The following is a 16,705-nucleotide window of genomic DNA, read 5'->3' as shown; positions in this document are numbered from 1 at the left end:
ACACGACAATGAACCAGGCAGCCCCGATCGAAGCATCAAAGGAAATGCCGAAGGAAGCGACTGCTCCCGTCGTTGCGCAGCACGCCGCGACACTGAAGGCGCTGCCGTTCTCCGACACGCGCGATTTCGACGACGCGGCGCGCGGCTTCCTCGGCACGGTGGAAAACGCGAAGATCGTTTCGCCGCAGGGCAGGACGGTCTGGAGCCTCGAGCCCTACGGCTTCCTGTCGGCGGAAGCGGCGCCGCCGACGGTCGATCCTAGCCTGTGGCGGCAGTCGCGGCTCAACATGCATCATGGGCTGTTCGAGGTGTTGCCCGGCGTCTACCAGGTCCGCGGGCTCGACATCGCCAACATGACGCTGATCGAGGGCGAGCGCGGCGTCATCGTGGTGGATACGCTGACCTCGATCGAAGGCGCGCGGGCCGCGATGGAGCTCTATTTCCAGCATCGTGGCGAACGGCCGGTGACGGCCGTCATCTTCACCCATACCCACACCGACCATTGGGGTGGCGCGCGCGGCGTGCTCGGCGATGAGCTGCTAGCCGGCGGCACGGTGCCGATCATCGCGCCCAACCTGTTCATGGAGCACGCGGTCTCCGAAAACATCATCGCCGGCCCTGCGATGCTGCGGCGCGCGCAATATCAGTTCGGGCCGTTCCTGGCCAAGGGCGTGCGCGGCCAGGTCGATTGCGGGCTCGGCAAGACCATGGCGGCGGGAGGGGTCGCGCTGGTGCGACCGACCGATCTGATCATGACGACCGGCGACAGGCGGACGATCGACGGCGTCGAGTTCGAATTCCAGATGGCGCCGAACAGCGAAGCGCCGGCGGAGATGCATTTCTTTATCGCCCGCTACAAGCTGCTCAATCTGGCGGAAAACTGCACGCATAATTTCCACAATCTGCTGCCGTTCCGCGGTGCCGACGTACGCGATGCGCTGGCGTGGTCGAAATATCTCGGCGAGGCCTTGCAGATGTGGGGCGGCAAGGCGGATGCGATGTGCGGTCAGCATCATTGGCCGGTCTGGGGGCAGGAGCGGATCGACACCATGATCCGCCAGCAGCGCGATCTCTATAAATTCGCGCATGACCAGACCATCCGCCTCATGAACCACGGGCTGACGGCGAGCGAAATCGCGGAGACCATCCGGCTGCCCGAAAGCCTCGAGGGCGCCTGGCACGGCCGCGGCTATTACGGTCACATCAGGCACAATGTGAAGGCGATCTACCAGAAATATCTCGGCTGGTACGACGCCAATCCCGTTAACCTCGATCGGCTGCCGCCGCTGGAGTCAGGCAAGAAATATGTCGAGTATATGGGTGGCGCGGACGCGATTCTCGCCCGGGCACGCGCGGATTTTGCCAAGGGCGAATTCCGCTTTGTCGCTCAAGCGCTGAGCCATTTGGTGTTCGCCGAACCGGACAACCAGGCCGCGCGCGCGATGCTGGCCGATACGTTCGAGCAGCTCGGCTATGCCTCGGAGAGTGCGACCTGGCGCAACGCCTATCTGTTCGGCGCGCAGGAATTGCGGCAGGGCATGCCGAAGACGCCGCCGCGCTCGACAATGCCGCGCGAGACGCTCGCTGCGCTGCGCACCGAGCAGCTCTGGGACGTGCTCGGCGTCCGCCTCAACGGCCCGAAGGCCGAAGGCAAGCGCATCGTGTTGAACTGGAATTTCACCGATACCGGCGAGAGCTTCATTCTCAACCTGGAGAACGCCGCGTTGACCTATGTCGCCGGCGCACAGGCGTCCGACGCCGATGCCGGCTTCACGCTGCCGCGCAGCGTGCTCGATGAGGTGATCGCCAGGCTGACGACGTTTCCGGAAGCGGTCAGTGGTGGTCGGATCGCAGTCACCGGCAACCCGATGCGGCTTGCCGAACTGATGTCGCTGATGGACGAGTTTCCGCGAATGTTCGAGATCGTTGAGCCGAAGCGGACGATGGTCTCCTGACGTCATTGCGAGCCAACGGGTCGCACGAATGTGCGCCCGATGACAAGCTCCGCGAAGCAATCCATGCTTCCTTCCTTCCCGGATAGATGGATTGCTTCGTCGCTTGCGCGCCTCGCAATGACGATGAACGCGCGGAAAAACTACTCCGCGCTGCTGACCAGCTTGATCCGCGGCTCGGCCTGCTCCGTCAGGTTGCGATAGGCGGCAAGATAATCGAGCGCCATGCGCCGCGCGGTGAAGCGGGTTTCGAATTGCTTGCGGATGGCTGTCCGATCCAGCGCGATGAGACGATCAACCACACCGACCGCGCTGGTTTCATCCTCGACGACAAAGCCGGTGAGGCCGGCATCGATGATTTCCGGGACTGATCCGCGGTTATAGGCAATAACCGGCGTGCCGCAGGCCATCGCTTCGATCATCACGAGACCGAACGGTTCGGGCCAGTCGATCGGGACCAGAAGGCCGATCGCGCCAGAGAGGAAATCGGATTTCTCGCGGTCGCTGATCTCGCCGATGTATTCGACTAGCGGATTGGCCTTGATGAGCGGCGAGATCAATTCATCGTAATATTCCTGGTCGGCGCGATCGACCTTTGCTGCGATCTTGAGCGGAATGCCGCATCGGGTGGCGATCCGGATGGCGCGGTCGACGCCCTTTTCCGGCGCGATCCGGCCGAGCACGGCGAAATAGGAAGGCTTCACCTGCTGCGGCGTCAGCAGGTCTTCCGGCAATCCATGGTGAATGGTCCGCACCCAGTTGGCTTGCGGTACCGGCCTACGCTGCGCGTTGGAAATCGATATCACAGGGATTTTGGAGAAGGTGTTGAAGACCGGCTGGTGCTCCGGTAGGTCGAGTCTGCCGTGCAGCGTAGTCAGGAAAGGAGTCGGCTGCCGGTAAAACAGTGAGAATGGATAGTAGTCGAGATGAAAGTGCAGAAAATCGAACTCTTCATCGTCGCATTTCTGCCGCACGCGCTCCAGCATCTCCATGTGCAGTGCGTTAGGATCCCGGACCGAGCCGTCGAGGCGCAGCGCCTTTGGCCAACCCGCGTCCAGTTTCGCCGAGGTATGTGAATCGCCGCTGGCGAATAACGTGACGTCATGTCCTAGCGCTACCAGTTCTTCAGTCAGCCAGTGCACGACCCGCTCGGTGCCGCCGTACAGTTTGGGGGGAACAGCCTCCGTCAGCGGGGCGACCTGCGCGATGCGCATCTTTCCGTCTCCTGTTTGGATTGGTGGTTTGAATGAAGCCCTCTGCCCGCAACCGACACCAGCGTGCCGACAACGGGAACGTTCTGGCATCTGCGAAGTTCCAATGTGCTGCACATCTTGCTTCCTCCACACGGCTGTCTTGCTGATGCCATCTGACAGAAACAGATTTACGGCTATCTCGATGCTGCAGAATTGTTGCGCGTTGATGGCCGCGCGCATGGAAATCCGAAACAACACTCTTCACGTCGTCGTGTGCGGCAGGCGTTAGAGATTCTTCTTCACTCTCAAGAGGTTTGCGGAACTCATGGACAATCTCTCAGGGTATGCGCGACGTCCCTTTCCATTCGTGTTGCGCTATCTGCGCCAGCGTCGCGCGGCCCACATCATCATTGTGTCGGCGGTCGTGGCAGCGGTTGCCTGTTCGGTGGGCACGCAATATGGCGTGAAAAATCTTGTCGACAGCCTGACCGCCGGCCAGTCGCACGCGGGCAACGTATGGCTGGCATTCGTTTTTCTCATGTCGCTGATTGCAGCCGACAATCTGTTGTGGCGGGTGGCGAGCTGGATCGCGAGCTTCACCTTCGTCGGCGTCACCGGTGATCTCCGGCGTGACATGTTCCGTCATCTGACAGGGCATGCCCCCAGCTATTTCTCCGATCGGCTGCCAGGCATGCTGACCAGCCGCATCACGGCGACGTCGAATGCCGTCTTCACCGTTGAAAACATGTTCGTCTGGAATGTGTTGCCGCCGTGCATTGCGACGGTTTCGGCGATCCTGTTGATCGGAACGGTGAGCCTTGCAATGTCTGCAGGCCTGATCGTCATCGCAGCCATCATGCTGATGGCGATGTTCCGCCTCGCTGCGGCGGGCAAGCCGCTGCACGACGATTTTGCCGACAAGGCGGCTGCGGTGGATGGCGAGATGGTCGACGTCATCAGCAATTTGCCGCTGGTCCGCGCCTTTTGCGGCCTCAGCTACGAACACGACCGCTTCGATGCCACGGTCGAGAGGGAACTCGACGCCCGCGGACGTAGCCTGCGCTATCTGGAAAAGCTGCGGCTTCTTCACGCGGTCGTGACCATCGTGCTGACGATTGCGCTGCTCGCATGGGCCATCACGCTCTGGCAGAGCGGCGGCGCAACCACCGGCGACGTCGTGCTGGTCTGTACGCTTGGCCTATCGATCCTGAGCGCGACGCGCGACCTCGCGGTGGCGCTGGTCGATGTGACCCAGCACGTCGCGCGCCTGACCGAGGCAATCGCGACGCTGCTATTGCCGCACGAGCTCAAGGACCATCCCGAGGCCGAGCCGCTGATCCGCAGCGGCGCTGCGGTGGCCTTCAACAACGTCGCATTCCACTATCCCGGCGGCTCCCAGGTGTTCGAGAAGTTCTCCCTGCGCATTCAGCCGGGGCAGCGGGTCGGGCTGGTCGGCCATTCCGGCGGCGGGAAATCCACGCTGTTCATGCTGCTGCAGCGCTTCTACGACATTCAGCGCGGCAGCATCACCATCGACGGTCAAGACATTTCGCGGGTAACCCAGCAGAGCCTGCGCGAGGCGATCTCCGTGGTGCCGCAGGACATTTCGCTGTTCCATCGCTCGATCATGGAAAATATCCGCTATGGCCGGCCCAACGCGACCGATGACGAGGTGCTGCGCGCGGCGATTGCGGCGCGCTGTGATTTCATCGAGAATCTGCCCGAGGGCATGGCGACCATCGTCGGCGATCGCGGCATCAAGGTCTCCGGCGGACAGCGGCAGCGGATCGCGATTGCGCGTGCCTTCCTGAAGGACGCCCCGATCCTGCTGCTGGACGAGGCGACCGCGGCGCTCGACAGCGAGTCCGAGGAGGCGATCCGCGAGGCATTGTCGCGGCTGATGCGCGGGCGTACCGTGATCGCCATCGCCCACCGTCTCGCCACCTTGCGCAATTTCGACCGTGTGGTGGTGTTGCAGGGCGGACGGATCATCGAAGACGGGCCGCCGGATATTCTCGTGCAGGGAAGGGGCCCGTACCGCGAATTGATCGCGCGTGAACTGGGCCGTCTCGCCAGCCATGCGGCTTGAACTACGGCAGTAGCGTTTGTGTCTCGATTGCGTCCATCACCGCGCAAGAAGATTGCTTGAGGTCCAAATGACAGCCGAAGTCACGCAACTCATCACCATTGAGGCTGCCGAACACGTCGCGGAATCGCCGTTCTACATCCCGATGACGGGCCCCGCGACGCGGCAGCGCCGCTCGCTCAAGCATGACGACACCTTCATCGTACTGGACAGCCACGGCGACATCGGCGCGTCGGCCGGCGGCCCCGACGGTCTGTTCAACGCCGATACGCGCTATCTCGCCCGTCTCGAGATGGTGCTCGACGAAGTCCAGCCGCTGTTGCTCGGCTCCAACCTGCGCGACGACAATTCGGCGCTGACCATCGATCTCACCAATTCCGACGTCTACCGCAACGGTCGCCTGGTGCTGCCGAAGGATACGCTGCACATCGTGCGTTCGATCTTTCTGTGGCGCGGCACGGCCTATCAGCGGATCGCGCTGCAAAATCACGGCGACCGGCCGGCGAGCTTCGACCTGACGCTGTTGTTCGACAATGATTTCGCCGATCTGTTCGAGGTGCGCGGCGAGCGCCGGCCGCGCCGGGGCGTCGGCTCCAGCCGCCTGCTCGGTCCCTCCGATGTCGTGCTGGAGTATCACGGGCTCGACAGCCAGATCCGCATCACAGCGCTGCATTTCGAGCCTCGGCCGACGAGGCTCGCCGTCAATTCGGCAACCTATCATTTCGAGCTGGCGCCGAAGGAAGTGATCGCGCTGTTCGTCACTGTGTCCTGCAACAAGCCGATCATGCAGAAGCCCGCGCCGTTCTTCCGCGGCCTCCTGGCGCACCGCCGCGAGATGCGGCGCTCGACGTCGGGCGCGGCGAGCATCGAGACGTCGAACAACATCTTCAACGAGGTGCTGTGCCAGGCGATGGCCGACCTCAACATGCTCATGACCGAAACGCCGCAGGGGCGGTACCCCTATGCCGGCATTCCCTGGTATTCGACCACGTTCGGCCGCGACGGACTGATCACTGCGCTGCAGATGCTGTGGGTCGATCCGCGCATCGCTCAGGGCGTGCTGCGGCGGCTTGCTTTCTTCCAGGCCAAGACCACCGATCCGCTGGCCGACGCCGAGCCCGGCAAGATCCTGCACGAAATGCGCGGCGGTGAGATGGCCACGCTGCGCGAGGTGCCGTTCGCGCAATATTACGGCAGTGTCGATTCGACCTCGCTGTTCGTCCTGCTGGCCGGCCTCTATGTCGAACGCACCGGCGACGAGGAGACGCTGAGAGAGTTGTGGCCTGCGATCGAAGCGGCGCTGCAATGGATCGACGGCCCCGGCGATCCCGATCGCGACGGCTTCGTCGAATATCAGCGCGCCACCGAGCAGGGACTCGCCAACCAGGGATGGAAGGATTCCCATGATGCGATCTTCCATGCCGATGGACAGCTTGCCGAAGGCTATATCGCGCTGGCCGAGGTGCAGGGCTATGTCTTTGCCGGCAAGCGGCTGGCGTCGCGCTGCGCCCGGCGGCTCGGACTGATCGAGATGGCGGCGAAGCTGGAATCCGAAGCGCTGCTGCTCGCCGACCGCTTCGAGGAAGCCTACTGGTGCGAAGAGCTCGGCACCTACGCGCTGGCGCTCGACGGGGCCAAGCGGCAATGCAAGGTACGAAGCTCGAATGCCGGCCAGCTTCTCTTCACCGGCATGGTACGAACCGATCGCGCGCGACTGGTCGCGGCCGATCTCATGAGTCCGAAATTCTTCTCCGGGTGGGGCATTCGCACCATTGCGCGCGGCGAGGCCCGCTATAACCCGATGTCCTATCATGACGGATCGATCTGGCCGCACGATAATGCGCTGATTGCGCTCGGCTTCGCGCGCTATGGCTTGAAGCATTCGGTCGCGCACCTGTTCAAGGGCCTGTTCGACACCGCAAGTTACATGGACCTGCGGCGTCTGCCGGAACTGTTCTGTGGGTTCCAGCGCGAAAGGCGGCGCGGGCCGGTGCTCTACCCCGTCGCCTGCGCGCCGCAGGCCTGGGCCAGCGCGACGCCGTTCACGCTGCTGGAAGCGGCGCTCGGCCTCGAATTCGATGCCGCGCGCGGCGAGATCCGCCTGCGCGATCCGCGTCTGCCGGAATTCCTCAACGAGGTGGTGCTGCGCGACCTGCAGCTCGGGCCTTCCAGCGTCGACTTGAGGGTCCGCCGTCACGGCGATGAAGTGTCGCTCGAAGTGGTGCGAACCCGCGGCCATATTCAGGTGTCGATCGTATTGACGCATTAGCAGCCATGCGCGGCTCATGCATGTAAAAGTCGGAGGGCCTCATGCGCATCGGTATTCTCACTGCAGTTCTGATAGCCGGTCTCGCGGCGGGCCCGGCGGCCGCCGTCGCGCAGGATACCGGGACGACACAGGGGGCGCGTACCGCGCCGGCGGATGCGACCAAGGAGCCTCCGCCGCCGCCATCGGTCACGGTGATCGGCGCCAGAGATGCTCACGGCATCCTCGGCCGCGAGGTCCGCAGCGCGGCGAACGAGGATATGGGACGCGTCGTCGACGTGATCGTGGATCGCGAAGGTAACGTGCGCGCCGCGGTGATCGATTTCGGCGGCTTTCTCGGCGTCGGCAGCCGGAAGATCGTCGTCGATTGGGGAGCGCTGCGTTTCGGCGGCGTCGCCAACAAGAAGGACAGCATCACGCTTGAACTGACCAAGGCTCAGGTGGCGGCGGCGCCTGAATACAAGGAGGACGCACCCGTTATCGTCCTCGGTGCAGCCGGCCGTTTGCAGCCGTGGGACTTTGATCATTAGGGAGCCGTAATCTGGTCGCGCGTCCGTCCCCATCGCTGGACCGGATGGCCGACGATCGCCATGGGCGATCTGCCGGTACGGGCGACGTCGTGCCGCTTCCGCCCCCGCCCGGGAAAAGGCCAAAACCCTCGCGCGAGAGCCAGCGCGGCCTCGACTGGTTCATCTTCTTTCTCGCCGACGTGCAAACCGGATTCGGTCCGTTCATTGCGGTCTATCTGACCACGCAGAAATGGACGCAGGTCGAGATCGGCTTCGTGCTGTCGATCGGCGGCATCATCGGCTTGCTCGGGCAGATGCCGGGCGGCGCCATCGTCGATGCTGCGCGGTCCGAGCGGCTGATGGCGGGGCTGGCGGTTGCCACCATCGGCTGCTGCGCGTTGGCTTATGCGTTGTGGCCAATCTTTCCGGTGGTGACTGCGGCGGCGACGCTGCATGCGCTGGCGAGTTGCGTGCTGGGGCCGGCGATTGCCGCGATCAGCCTCGGCCTGGTCGGCCCATACGCGATTGGGGAGCGGCTCGGGCGCAACGCGCGCTTCGCATCGCTCGGCAACGGCTCGGCGGCGGCGCTGATGGGGGCCGTGGGTTACCTGGCCTCGAACCGGTCGGTATTCATCGTCACCTTTCTTCTGGCCATCCCAACCTTGCTGGCGCTGTCGCGGATCCGCGAGCAGGAAATCGACGTGGCGCAGTCGCACGGCGCTGTGGTGCGCGAGGTTCCCGACAAGGAAGCCACCAGCGTTTTCCATCTGCTGCGGCAGCGGCCGCTGCTGATCTTTGCCGGCGGCGTGCTGCTGTTTCAGCTCGCCAATGCGGCGATGCTGCCGCTGATGGCCGGTGTGGTCACGACGCGGTCGAGCCAATGGGCGCCGGTCCTGATCGCGGCCTGTATCATCGTGCCGCAGGCCATTGTGGCGTTGACCTCACCCTCGGTCGGGCGCAAGGCGCAGATCTGGGGACGGCGGCCGCTGCTGTTGCTGGCGTTCGGCGCGCTGGCAATCCGCGGCCTGCTGTTTGCCGTTGTCCGCGATCCCTATCTTCTGGTCGCCGTGCAGGTGTTCGACGGCATCACCGCGGCCGTGCTCAGCGTAATGGTGCCGCTGATCGTGGCCGATGTCGCGTTCGGCAGCGGTCACTTCAATCTGGCGCAAGGCGTTGTTGGCACCGCGACCGGCATTGGCGCGTCGCTGAGCACGGTGCTGGCCGGCTATATCAGCGACACTTTTGGCAGCAGCATCGCCTTTACCGGCTTGGCCGGGATTGCGGCCCTCGGCCTGACGGTCATATGGTTGTTCATGCCGGAGACGAGGCGGACGGAGGATCAAGCCTGAGGCGCGCGGCGAGCAGCGCCGCGACACAAAGCGCTGCGCCGACCCCCGCGACGCAGGCGGGCCACCCAAAGCGGTCGAACAACAGGCCCAGCACGGCGCTGCCGGCGAGTCCGCCCAGGAAATAGCAGGCTAGATAGGTTCCGCTGGCGATGCCGCGGTAGTCGCGGGCGGCCAGCCCGACAAAGCCGGTGGCGCAGGCCTGCGCGAAAAACGTACCGACGCCGATCAGCACCATGCCGGCCAGCACTTCCGCAAGATGCGAAGACAGCATCAGCGGCAAGCCGAGGGCAGCGAGCGCAAGCGCGCTCCAGATCGCCCGCCGCGTGCCAAAGCGCGCCACCGCCGTGCCGGCGAGCAGCGTCGTAACCACGGACGGCGCGAAGACGAGATAGACGAAGCCCAGATCCATCCGTCCGAGCGACAGCGGCGGGCGCACCAGGACGAAATTGACGAAGGTGAACGTGCCGATGAAGGCAAACAGGATGCAGAAGCCGATGGCAAAGGCAGACGACAGGGCAGGGTTGCGCCAATGCGCGAGGGATGCCGCGAACGGTGATTGCACTGTGGGCATCGTATGCATCGGCTGCACTCGGGCGATGGTGAAATACACCAGTACGGCGCCGGCAAGATTGAGCAGGGCGAAGAAATAGAAGTTCGAAGCCAGCCCGAACGTATCTGCCATCGCGGCCGATACCAACCGGCCCACCAGGTTGCTGGCGACGTTGCCGGTAATATAGGCCGCGAACGCGCCGCCCGCATCGGCTGCGCTGCATTGCTCGCCGAGATAGGCCAGCGTCAACGCAAACGCCGAGGCCATACAGAGACCCTGCACGATCCGCAGCAGCGTGAACGTCGTCAGATTGGGCGCGATGGCCAGGGAGGCGGTGGGAAAGGCCAGCATGACAAGGCTGACGAGAATGCCGAGCCGGCGATCGATATGCGGGCTCAGAAAGCCGACGACGAGGCCGGCGGCGGCCATGCCGATGGTGCTGGCATTGACCGCGATGCCCATCGCCGCAGGGGTGACGTTGTAATGCCGGGTCAGCGAGGGAAGGATCGCCTGCGTCGCGAACAGATCGACCACGGTCAGAAACGCAGTAAGTCCGATGATCAGGGATCGCAGCACGACACCTGGCGAGTGATTCGGCATTGCCGCCGCTTCGGATTTCATCTGTGCGGCGATGTCGGCCATGACACTCCTCAACGTCGTTTTCGAGAAAGAGGGATGTGACGGCTGGGCGTGGGGCGACACGGCGACCCCAGGCCGTCACATCCGGCAACGAGACGTCGGGTGGGCGCTCGTTACAACCGATTACATGTTGTGGTCGTGCGGGTCCTTGCGAACATCGCCGACATAGAGAACGACGGTTTCCTTGCCGAGATTCTTCCACCAGTGCGAGGTGCCGGCGACCTCCGGCCTGATCTCACCGGCCTTGTGCACGATCGGCTCCGAGCAATTGCTGGCATATTCGACGATCTCGCCCTGCTGGACGAAGATCAGCGCCGGGCGGTCGTCATGGCTGTGCCAGGGCACGATGCCGCCGGGCTCGATCGTCAGCTTGCGGAAGCGCAGCTCGCGGTCCCGAATATTGGCCGGCTGCTTCTCGAGATCGATCGCACCGAGCGTGACGTCGGTAACGCCGACCGCCTTTTGGTCGACCATCGGGCGGACATTCGCCTGCATTTTGCCGGCCGGGCATTCGCCCGCGACGGCTCCGGATGTCGCGACAAACGCGCCGGCGACGAGGGTGGCAAGCGCGAGGCTTTGCCGGATATGGCGTGACGTGACGTTTGAATAGAACATCGTGGTCTCCTCTGTTTGTCTCGGCCCCGAACTGTCCGGGCGGCTACGTCATCACCATCATGGAAATCGCGGGCGGGAGGAAATGCCGGTTGGCTCTCGACTCGATAGCGCCGCGCTATGTGTGGCCGAGCATATGCTTGAGATCGGAGGAGAACGTCGGATAGGCGTAGACATTGTCCCGGATCTGGCTTGCGGTAATGCCAAAGCGCATCGCCAGCCCAAAAATGTTGATGAGTTCCTGTCCGGCATGTCCGACGATATGGGCGCCGATGATGCGATCGGTCGACCGATCGACGATCACCTTCGACCAGGCTACAGTCTCGGCATAGGTCTTCGCCGAGAACCAGCCGAGCATGTCGTTGACGTGAACGTTGACGACCAGCCCCTTCTGCCGGACGGCGGCCTCCGTCAGGCCGACCGAAGCGAGCGGCGGCACCGTGTAGACCGAGGTCGCCATGCTGGCATAGTCGGGACTGAATTTCGGACCTTCGACAATGTTGCGGCCGACAATGTCGCCCTCATAGGTCGCGATCGGCGATAGCTGCGGCGAGGTCGGTACCGCGTCGCCGCAAACGTAGACGTTGGGGTTGGAGACCGATCGCAGGTGCCGGTCGATCGCGATGCGGCCGTTGCCGTGCTCGACCTGGCCTGCTGCGAGATCGAGTGCATCGATATTGGCAATGCGGCCGGCGCCGTTGACGACGCGGTCGGCCTCGGCCGCATGTTCGGTCGTCCCGTCATCGAAGATCACGCGCAGGCGGCCGTTCATCCTTTCGATACGCTTGACGCGGATGGCGGTCTTGACCCGGATGCCGATGCGTTCGCTCTCGGCCTGCAGGCGTGCGACGGCGTCGGAATCCATCGCGGGCAGCAGTTGCGGCAGCGCTTCGAGGATCGTGACCTCGGCGCCGGCGCGGGCATAGATGTGGCCGAATTCCAGTGCGATCACGCCGCCGCCGATGAAGATGACCGAGCCGGGCAGTTCGCGTTCGCTCAGCATGTCATCCGACGTGATCATGAGTTCAGCGCCGGGAATCGGCAGCGGCCGCGGCCTGGATCCCGTCGCAATCACGATATGTCCGGCGTGGAGTTCGCGGTCGCCTACACGGACGGTGTTCGGCCCGGTGAAGACGCCGCGCCCGCTGATGACCTCGACCTGGCGCCTGGCCATCGAGCGGGCGAGATTGGCGGGGATATCCTTGATCATGTCCTTCTCACGGTCGATCAGCGCGGCCCAGTCGAGTTTCGGCTTGCCGATCGCGATGCGATGGATGGATGCGCGTTCGATTTCGTGCAGCGCGTGGCCGGCGGCGACCAGCACCTTCTTCGGCGTGCAGCCGCGGTTCGGGCAGGTGCCGCCAAGCAGATCCGCCTCGATCATCGCGACCGACATGCCGGCGTGCCGAACGGGTCCGGTTACGCCGATGCCGGCGTTGCCGCCGCCCAGAATGACCACATCGAATTTCTCTCGTACCATCGAAGCAACCCTTCTGTTCGCATCGACCATCAGGCCGCGCGAGGCGGCCTGACGACGCCAGGTGAGCTGGCCGCTCGGCTATCTCGTCGCAATCGTCGACGTGATCGAGCCGACGACCTTGGTGGCCATTTCGAACTGCGCGCTGCGATTCCTGATGTTATGGCGCTTCGCGATCCAGCCGAAATCAGTCCAGACCGCCCAGACGTCGCCATTGTCGTCCTGAGTGAGCAGCAGGCGAACCGGCCAGTCGAGCCCGGCATTCGGGTTCGAGGTGATGAACTGGGTTCCGAGCGGCGGATTGCCGAACACCAGCAGCGTCGAGGGCCGCAGCTTGATGCCGGCGTCCGCCGCGAGCTTCGATTGGTCGATCTCCATGAAGAACTTGATGCCCTTTGCCGCGATGTCCGCCTTGATGCGGGTGATTGCCTCGGCCATCGGCACGGCGCTCTTGACGCGGACGATGCCATCGTCGCTGTCAGCGCGCGCGGCGGAGACAACAGAGAGAATCAGCGAGGCCAGCAGCAGCGAGGCACAGAAATTTGCAAGGCGGTTCGTCAAATGACTAGTCATCGGAAATCTCCTGTCGATGGGTGCATGCCTGCGCATGCCGTCGCGGACAGGATGAAGGTTTGGCCGCCCAAGCTGAAATGCGCATTCGCTCTGGAGTCGATAGCGGCGGAGTATCGGCCGGGTCTCAATACGCCACGGCTATCGAACCGATTGGGCAACGGCATTTCTCTTGTCGGTCGGTTCCGTCTCAGATGCGGCAGCGCCCGAATGGCGGGCGTCACCATCCAGACGGAGGAATTTCCGATGAAGACCTTTTCCAAGACCCTGATCGCCGCCGCGGCGTTTGCCACTGTTGCCACCGCCGCCTTCTCGCAAGGCGCCTGGGAATTCAAATCCGGCATGGCCTACATGTATGGCGGCCCCGGCAAGATGTCGGCGATGGCGATGGCCGCGACCGCCAAGAACCACGACGCGATGATGAAGAACGCCAGGAAGGTGCCTGACAACACCGTGTTCTTCATGAACAACGGCCAGCTCTATTCGGCTTCGGGCATGCTCGATCCGACCGGCAACTTCTACATTCCCTGACCAAGCCCGCTGCGACGTCCGGGCAGCCCCTTGCGGGTCAGCCCGGACCGGAAAATAATACAAAAATGCCGGAGCAAGCCATGACGACAATGCTATCGCCAGCCAATGCCGAGCGCCTCAAGGAGGCGTTCCTGCGATGCCGCGACATGGAAGGTTCCCTGCGCGAGCAGCTCGAGGCTTACGCCGCCGCGGGGCGCGAGATCTTTCCGGCCTATGGCGAGGCGGTCGATCGCCTCGTGGTGCGGCTCAATGAGAACGGCGGCGGTGAAAACGCGCCGCGGCCGGGCGAGGCGATGCCACCGTTTCTGCTGCCGGACGAGACCGGCCGTCTGGTCAGCCTGAAATCGCTGATCGAGCAGGGCCCGGTCGCGGTGATGTTCTATCGCGGCCATTGGTGCCCCTATTGCCGGCTGAACGTGCGGGCGGTGATCCAGGCGCAGGACCGTGTCAGGGCCTTGGGCGCGCAGACAGTCGCGATCATGCCGGAGACGCAGGCCTACGCCGAAAAATTCAAATCCGAGGCGGGCGCGCCTTTCCCCGTGCTGACCGATCTCGACAACGGATACGCGCTATCGCTCAACCTTGCGATCTGGCTCGGCGCCGAAATCCAGCAATTGCTGTCATATCAGGATATGGCGAGCTTCCACGGCAATGACGGCTGGGTGCTGCCGATCCCGGCAACCTTCGTTGTCGGCCGCGATGGACGGGTGAAGGCGCGTTTCGTCGATCCCGATTTCCGCAAGCGGATGGAGATAGACGATCTCATCGCCGCGCTGAAGGCAGCGAGCGAAGAGCGGTGACGCTGCATCCGCGGATCGTGCGTGATGGGACGGCGCTGCTTACCGTCCGCCGTCCATGACTTCGGTAACTTCGTACAGATGAGGATCGATCTCGCTGGTTATCTCGTCGAAATGACCCCACCGCTTGCGGAATTCCGGCGACTGATGGGCCGACCGCAACAGATCGCGATTCTGCCATTGCACATAATTGACGATGCGACGGCCATCGAGACTGCGATGCAGACTGATGGAAACGAAGCCCGGCTGACGCGCCATGAAGCGGGCGCGCTCGGTCATCACCGACAATGCCTCCGCCTGCTTCTCAGGCTCTGACTCGATGATGGTGATCTGGGTGACGGGCTGTTTGTCGGTGTGGATCTGCGGCATGGCTGATCTCCCTTGAATATTTCAATCTCGGGGTCCGCAATTAAAGAGCGCGGTCTACTTGTAATTCACCTTCGGAAAGAAGTCGCCGCGGCCTTCGGGTGTCATGTCGAGAAGCCCCCAGAGCGGGTCGACGAGATCGCCGGCGCGATGATGTTGTTTGGGAGCAGGCGGCGCAAAGCTCATCTCCGAACCCCAGAAGTGCCTGATCAACCCGCTCTTCTTCTTGAAGACGTTGAAGATTGTTTCATCCCAGTCCTGGCCATCAGGAACCCGGTGTTGCCTGCGCATTCCCTTGGAAAATCTTGACGTGTCGCCAAAGTAATCCGCGTCGTAGCTGTTGCCTGCGGTAGACAGCAGCGAAAGGTGGTCCCAGCCGCGTTCGTGCGCCCAGGCGGCCAGACGCGCGATGGGCGATTTGGCGACGATGTGGAGCGCCGCGCGCCCGCCGATATGCCGGGCGGCGCCGTCGATGCCGTCGAGCAAGTGGGTGCAGCCTGGACACGGCAATTCGCGTTCGGGCCCGTACATGAAGCTGTACAGGATCAGCGTGTCGTGTGGACCGAATAGCTCGGACATCTTCACCTTCTCCGGCATATCGGTCTTGCCGATCCGCTCAAAGACGTAGTCCTTGGGTATCTCGCCGCCGGGCGGCAGCGCGCGACGCTTCGCTGCAACGGCCTCGATCTGTGCCCGAAGCGCAATCTCCTCGTCCAGAAGCGCGTTTCTGGCGGACCGGTATTCGGCGCTTTCGTTGGGATAGTGGAGGTGCTCCATGGCTGTCCTCCCGGAGGTAGGGAACTTGCTTGAGATTAAAACGCGGCCCGGAAACGAGGGTTCCCTCCGGCCGTACGTCCCGTATTCTCCAGACGCCTACGTCTTGCCGATGACATGCTGCCAGTCGGCGCCGCGCAGCATCCGCATCACCGTGGATGCCACGGCCGTCCGTTCGCGCCCGGCGACGCCGTAGAGATTTATCGTGCGCCGCGCATCCAGCCCTTCAACGCTTGCGCGCTTCAGCGTCGGCGGCAGGGATGCGGTATCGGGCACCACGGCAACGCCGATATCGGCTTCCAGCAGTTCGATCAGGTCGCGCTCGGAAGCGATCTCATGGCAGCGGTCGACGTCGAGGCCGTGTTCGCGTAGCGTACCGTTCACGCGCGCGGCGTGCTCGCAATAATTTCGCGATAAGAGTTGCTCGGCGCGCAGATCGCCGAAATCGATCTTCTCGCGCGCCGCCAATGGATGGTTCCTGCTGACGGCGAGTTGAAAGCTCTCGGTGAACAGCGGCCAGGTATCGAGGCGGTCCCATTCCTCGCTGATTTCGGCGGCGATGCCGAGTTCGGCTTCGCCTCGCTTGAGATATTCGGCGACCTCGCGGGCATTGCCGCGCAGGAAGCGAAATTCCAGGCGGTTGAACATCCGCTTGATCTGGTCGAGATGCGGAATCAGCAACGACAGATCGACGGAATGGGTCAGCGCGATCCGGAGTGCGCCGACCTCGCCGCTTTTGAAGGATGAGGCCAGTTCGCGCGCGCCGGTCGCCGCCTCGTAACATTGCTTGAGCAAGGGATGCATGCGCTGGCCGAGCTCGGTCAACTGCGCGGCAGGACGCTCGCGGCGAAACAGGTCGCCGCCAAGCTCGGCCTCCAACTGCTTGATCGCCCGCGTCAGCGACGGCTGGGTGACGTTGCACTCGTCGGCGGCGCGCGTGAAGTTGAGCACGCGCGCAACCGCGAGAAAATAGCGAACCTGATGCATCTCCATGGCCGTGCCCCGGTCTGTCTGGCTCGCACCGTAACCGATCG

15 protein-coding genes are annotated in these 16,705 nt (G+C 63.5%); 7 read left to right on the top strand and 8 right to left on the bottom strand.

From position 1 onward, the window contains the following. Nucleotides 1–8 precede the first annotated feature (8 nt). Nucleotides 9–1,955: an alkyl sulfatase dimerization domain-containing protein gene (locus tag QA643_RS30305; protein ID WP_283029328.1), complete on the top strand. Its 1,947-nt coding sequence runs from the start codon at nt 9–11 to the stop codon at nt 1,953–1,955. A gap of 140 nt (nt 1,956–2,095) precedes the next feature. Here QA643_RS30305 and QA643_RS30300 read toward each other — a convergent pair whose 3' ends face one another. Then, complete coding sequence (locus tag QA643_RS30300; protein WP_283034976.1) at nt 2,096–3,166, bottom strand: glycosyltransferase family 4 protein; 1,071 nt, start codon at nt 3,164–3,166, stop codon at nt 2,096–2,098. 304 nt (nt 3,167–3,470) lie between these two features. Here QA643_RS30300 and QA643_RS30295 point away from each other — a divergent pair, with 304 nt between their 5' ends. From QA643_RS30295 to QA643_RS30280, 4 genes are all read left to right on the top strand, one after another. Further along, on the top strand, nt 3,471–5,234 hold the full coding sequence (locus tag QA643_RS30295) for an ABC transporter ATP-binding protein (protein WP_283029327.1): 1,764 nt from the start codon (nt 3,471–3,473) through the stop codon (nt 5,232–5,234). Between the two features lie 67 nt (nt 5,235–5,301). After that, on the top strand, nt 5,302–7,500 hold the full coding sequence (locus tag QA643_RS30290) for an amylo-alpha-1,6-glucosidase (protein ID WP_283029326.1): 2,199 nt from the start codon (nt 5,302–5,304) through the stop codon (nt 7,498–7,500). Between the two features lie 41 nt (nt 7,501–7,541). After that, entirely contained in the window at nt 7,542–8,027 is a 486-nt protein-coding gene (locus QA643_RS30285; RefSeq protein WP_283029325.1) for a PRC-barrel domain-containing protein, read from the top strand. Nucleotides 8,028–8,116: 89 nt separating this feature from the next. Then, nucleotides 8,117–9,355 (top strand): MFS transporter, encoded by a 1,239-nt coding sequence (locus tag QA643_RS30280; RefSeq protein WP_283029324.1) that lies wholly within the window; start codon nt 8,117–8,119, stop codon nt 9,353–9,355. On the opposite strand, the gene QA643_RS30275 is transcribed toward QA643_RS30280, so the two are convergent. The 4 genes from QA643_RS30275 to QA643_RS30260 form a co-directional block, all read right to left on the bottom strand. Then, the gene (locus tag QA643_RS30275) at nt 9,318–10,547 is read right to left on the bottom strand and encodes an MFS transporter (RefSeq protein ID WP_283029323.1); all 1,230 of its coding nucleotides are present in this window, start codon (nt 10,545–10,547) and stop codon (nt 9,318–9,320) included. The genes QA643_RS30280 and QA643_RS30275 overlap by 38 nt on opposite strands. 120 nt (nt 10,548–10,667) lie before the next feature. After that, entirely contained in the window at nt 10,668–11,159 is a 492-nt protein-coding gene (locus tag QA643_RS30270; RefSeq protein WP_283029322.1) for a cupin domain-containing protein, read from the bottom strand. A gap of 115 nt (nt 11,160–11,274) precedes the next feature. After that, the gene (locus QA643_RS30265) at nt 11,275–12,636 is read right to left on the bottom strand and encodes an NAD(P)/FAD-dependent oxidoreductase (RefSeq protein ID WP_283029321.1); all 1,362 of its coding nucleotides are present in this window, start codon (nt 12,634–12,636) and stop codon (nt 11,275–11,277) included. Between the two features lie 78 nt (nt 12,637–12,714). Then, on the bottom strand, nt 12,715–13,206 hold the full coding sequence (locus tag QA643_RS30260) for a DUF302 domain-containing protein (RefSeq protein WP_283029320.1): 492 nt from the start codon (nt 13,204–13,206) through the stop codon (nt 12,715–12,717). A 207-nt stretch (nt 13,207–13,413) separates the two neighbouring features. On the opposite strand from QA643_RS30260, the gene QA643_RS30255 reads away from it, so the two are divergent. Both QA643_RS30255 and QA643_RS30250 read left to right on the top strand, forming a co-directional pair. Beyond that, nucleotides 13,414–13,734, top strand: a complete 321-nt coding sequence (locus QA643_RS30255; protein WP_283029319.1) for a hypothetical protein — start codon at nt 13,414–13,416, stop codon at nt 13,732–13,734. A gap of 80 nt (nt 13,735–13,814) precedes the next feature. Continuing rightward, nucleotides 13,815–14,534: a peroxiredoxin-like family protein gene (locus QA643_RS30250; protein WP_283029318.1), complete on the top strand. Its 720-nt coding sequence runs from the start codon at nt 13,815–13,817 to the stop codon at nt 14,532–14,534. Between the two features lie 39 nt (nt 14,535–14,573). On the opposite strand, the gene QA643_RS30245 is transcribed toward QA643_RS30250, so the two are convergent. The 3 genes from QA643_RS30245 to QA643_RS30235 form a co-directional block, all read right to left on the bottom strand. Beyond that, the gene (locus QA643_RS30245) at nt 14,574–14,900 is read right to left on the bottom strand and encodes an antibiotic biosynthesis monooxygenase family protein (RefSeq protein ID WP_283029317.1); all 327 of its coding nucleotides are present in this window, start codon (nt 14,898–14,900) and stop codon (nt 14,574–14,576) included. A 54-nt stretch (nt 14,901–14,954) separates the two neighbouring features. After that, nucleotides 14,955–15,674: a DUF899 family protein gene (locus QA643_RS30240; protein ID WP_283029316.1), complete on the bottom strand. Its 720-nt coding sequence runs from the start codon at nt 15,672–15,674 to the stop codon at nt 14,955–14,957. Nucleotides 15,675–15,770: 96 nt separating this feature from the next. Then, nucleotides 15,771–16,664: a LysR family transcriptional regulator gene (locus tag QA643_RS30235; protein WP_283029315.1), complete on the bottom strand. Its 894-nt coding sequence runs from the start codon at nt 16,662–16,664 to the stop codon at nt 15,771–15,773. Between the last annotated feature and the right edge of the window lie 41 nt (nt 16,665–16,705).

Origin of the sequence: Bradyrhizobium sp. CB3481, from assembly GCF_029714305.1 — a bacterium.
Classification (GTDB): domain Bacteria; phylum Pseudomonadota; class Alphaproteobacteria; order Rhizobiales; family Xanthobacteraceae; genus Bradyrhizobium.
Note: the sequence above shows the minus strand (reverse complement) of the source record. Positions and strands in the feature narration are given on the sequence as shown.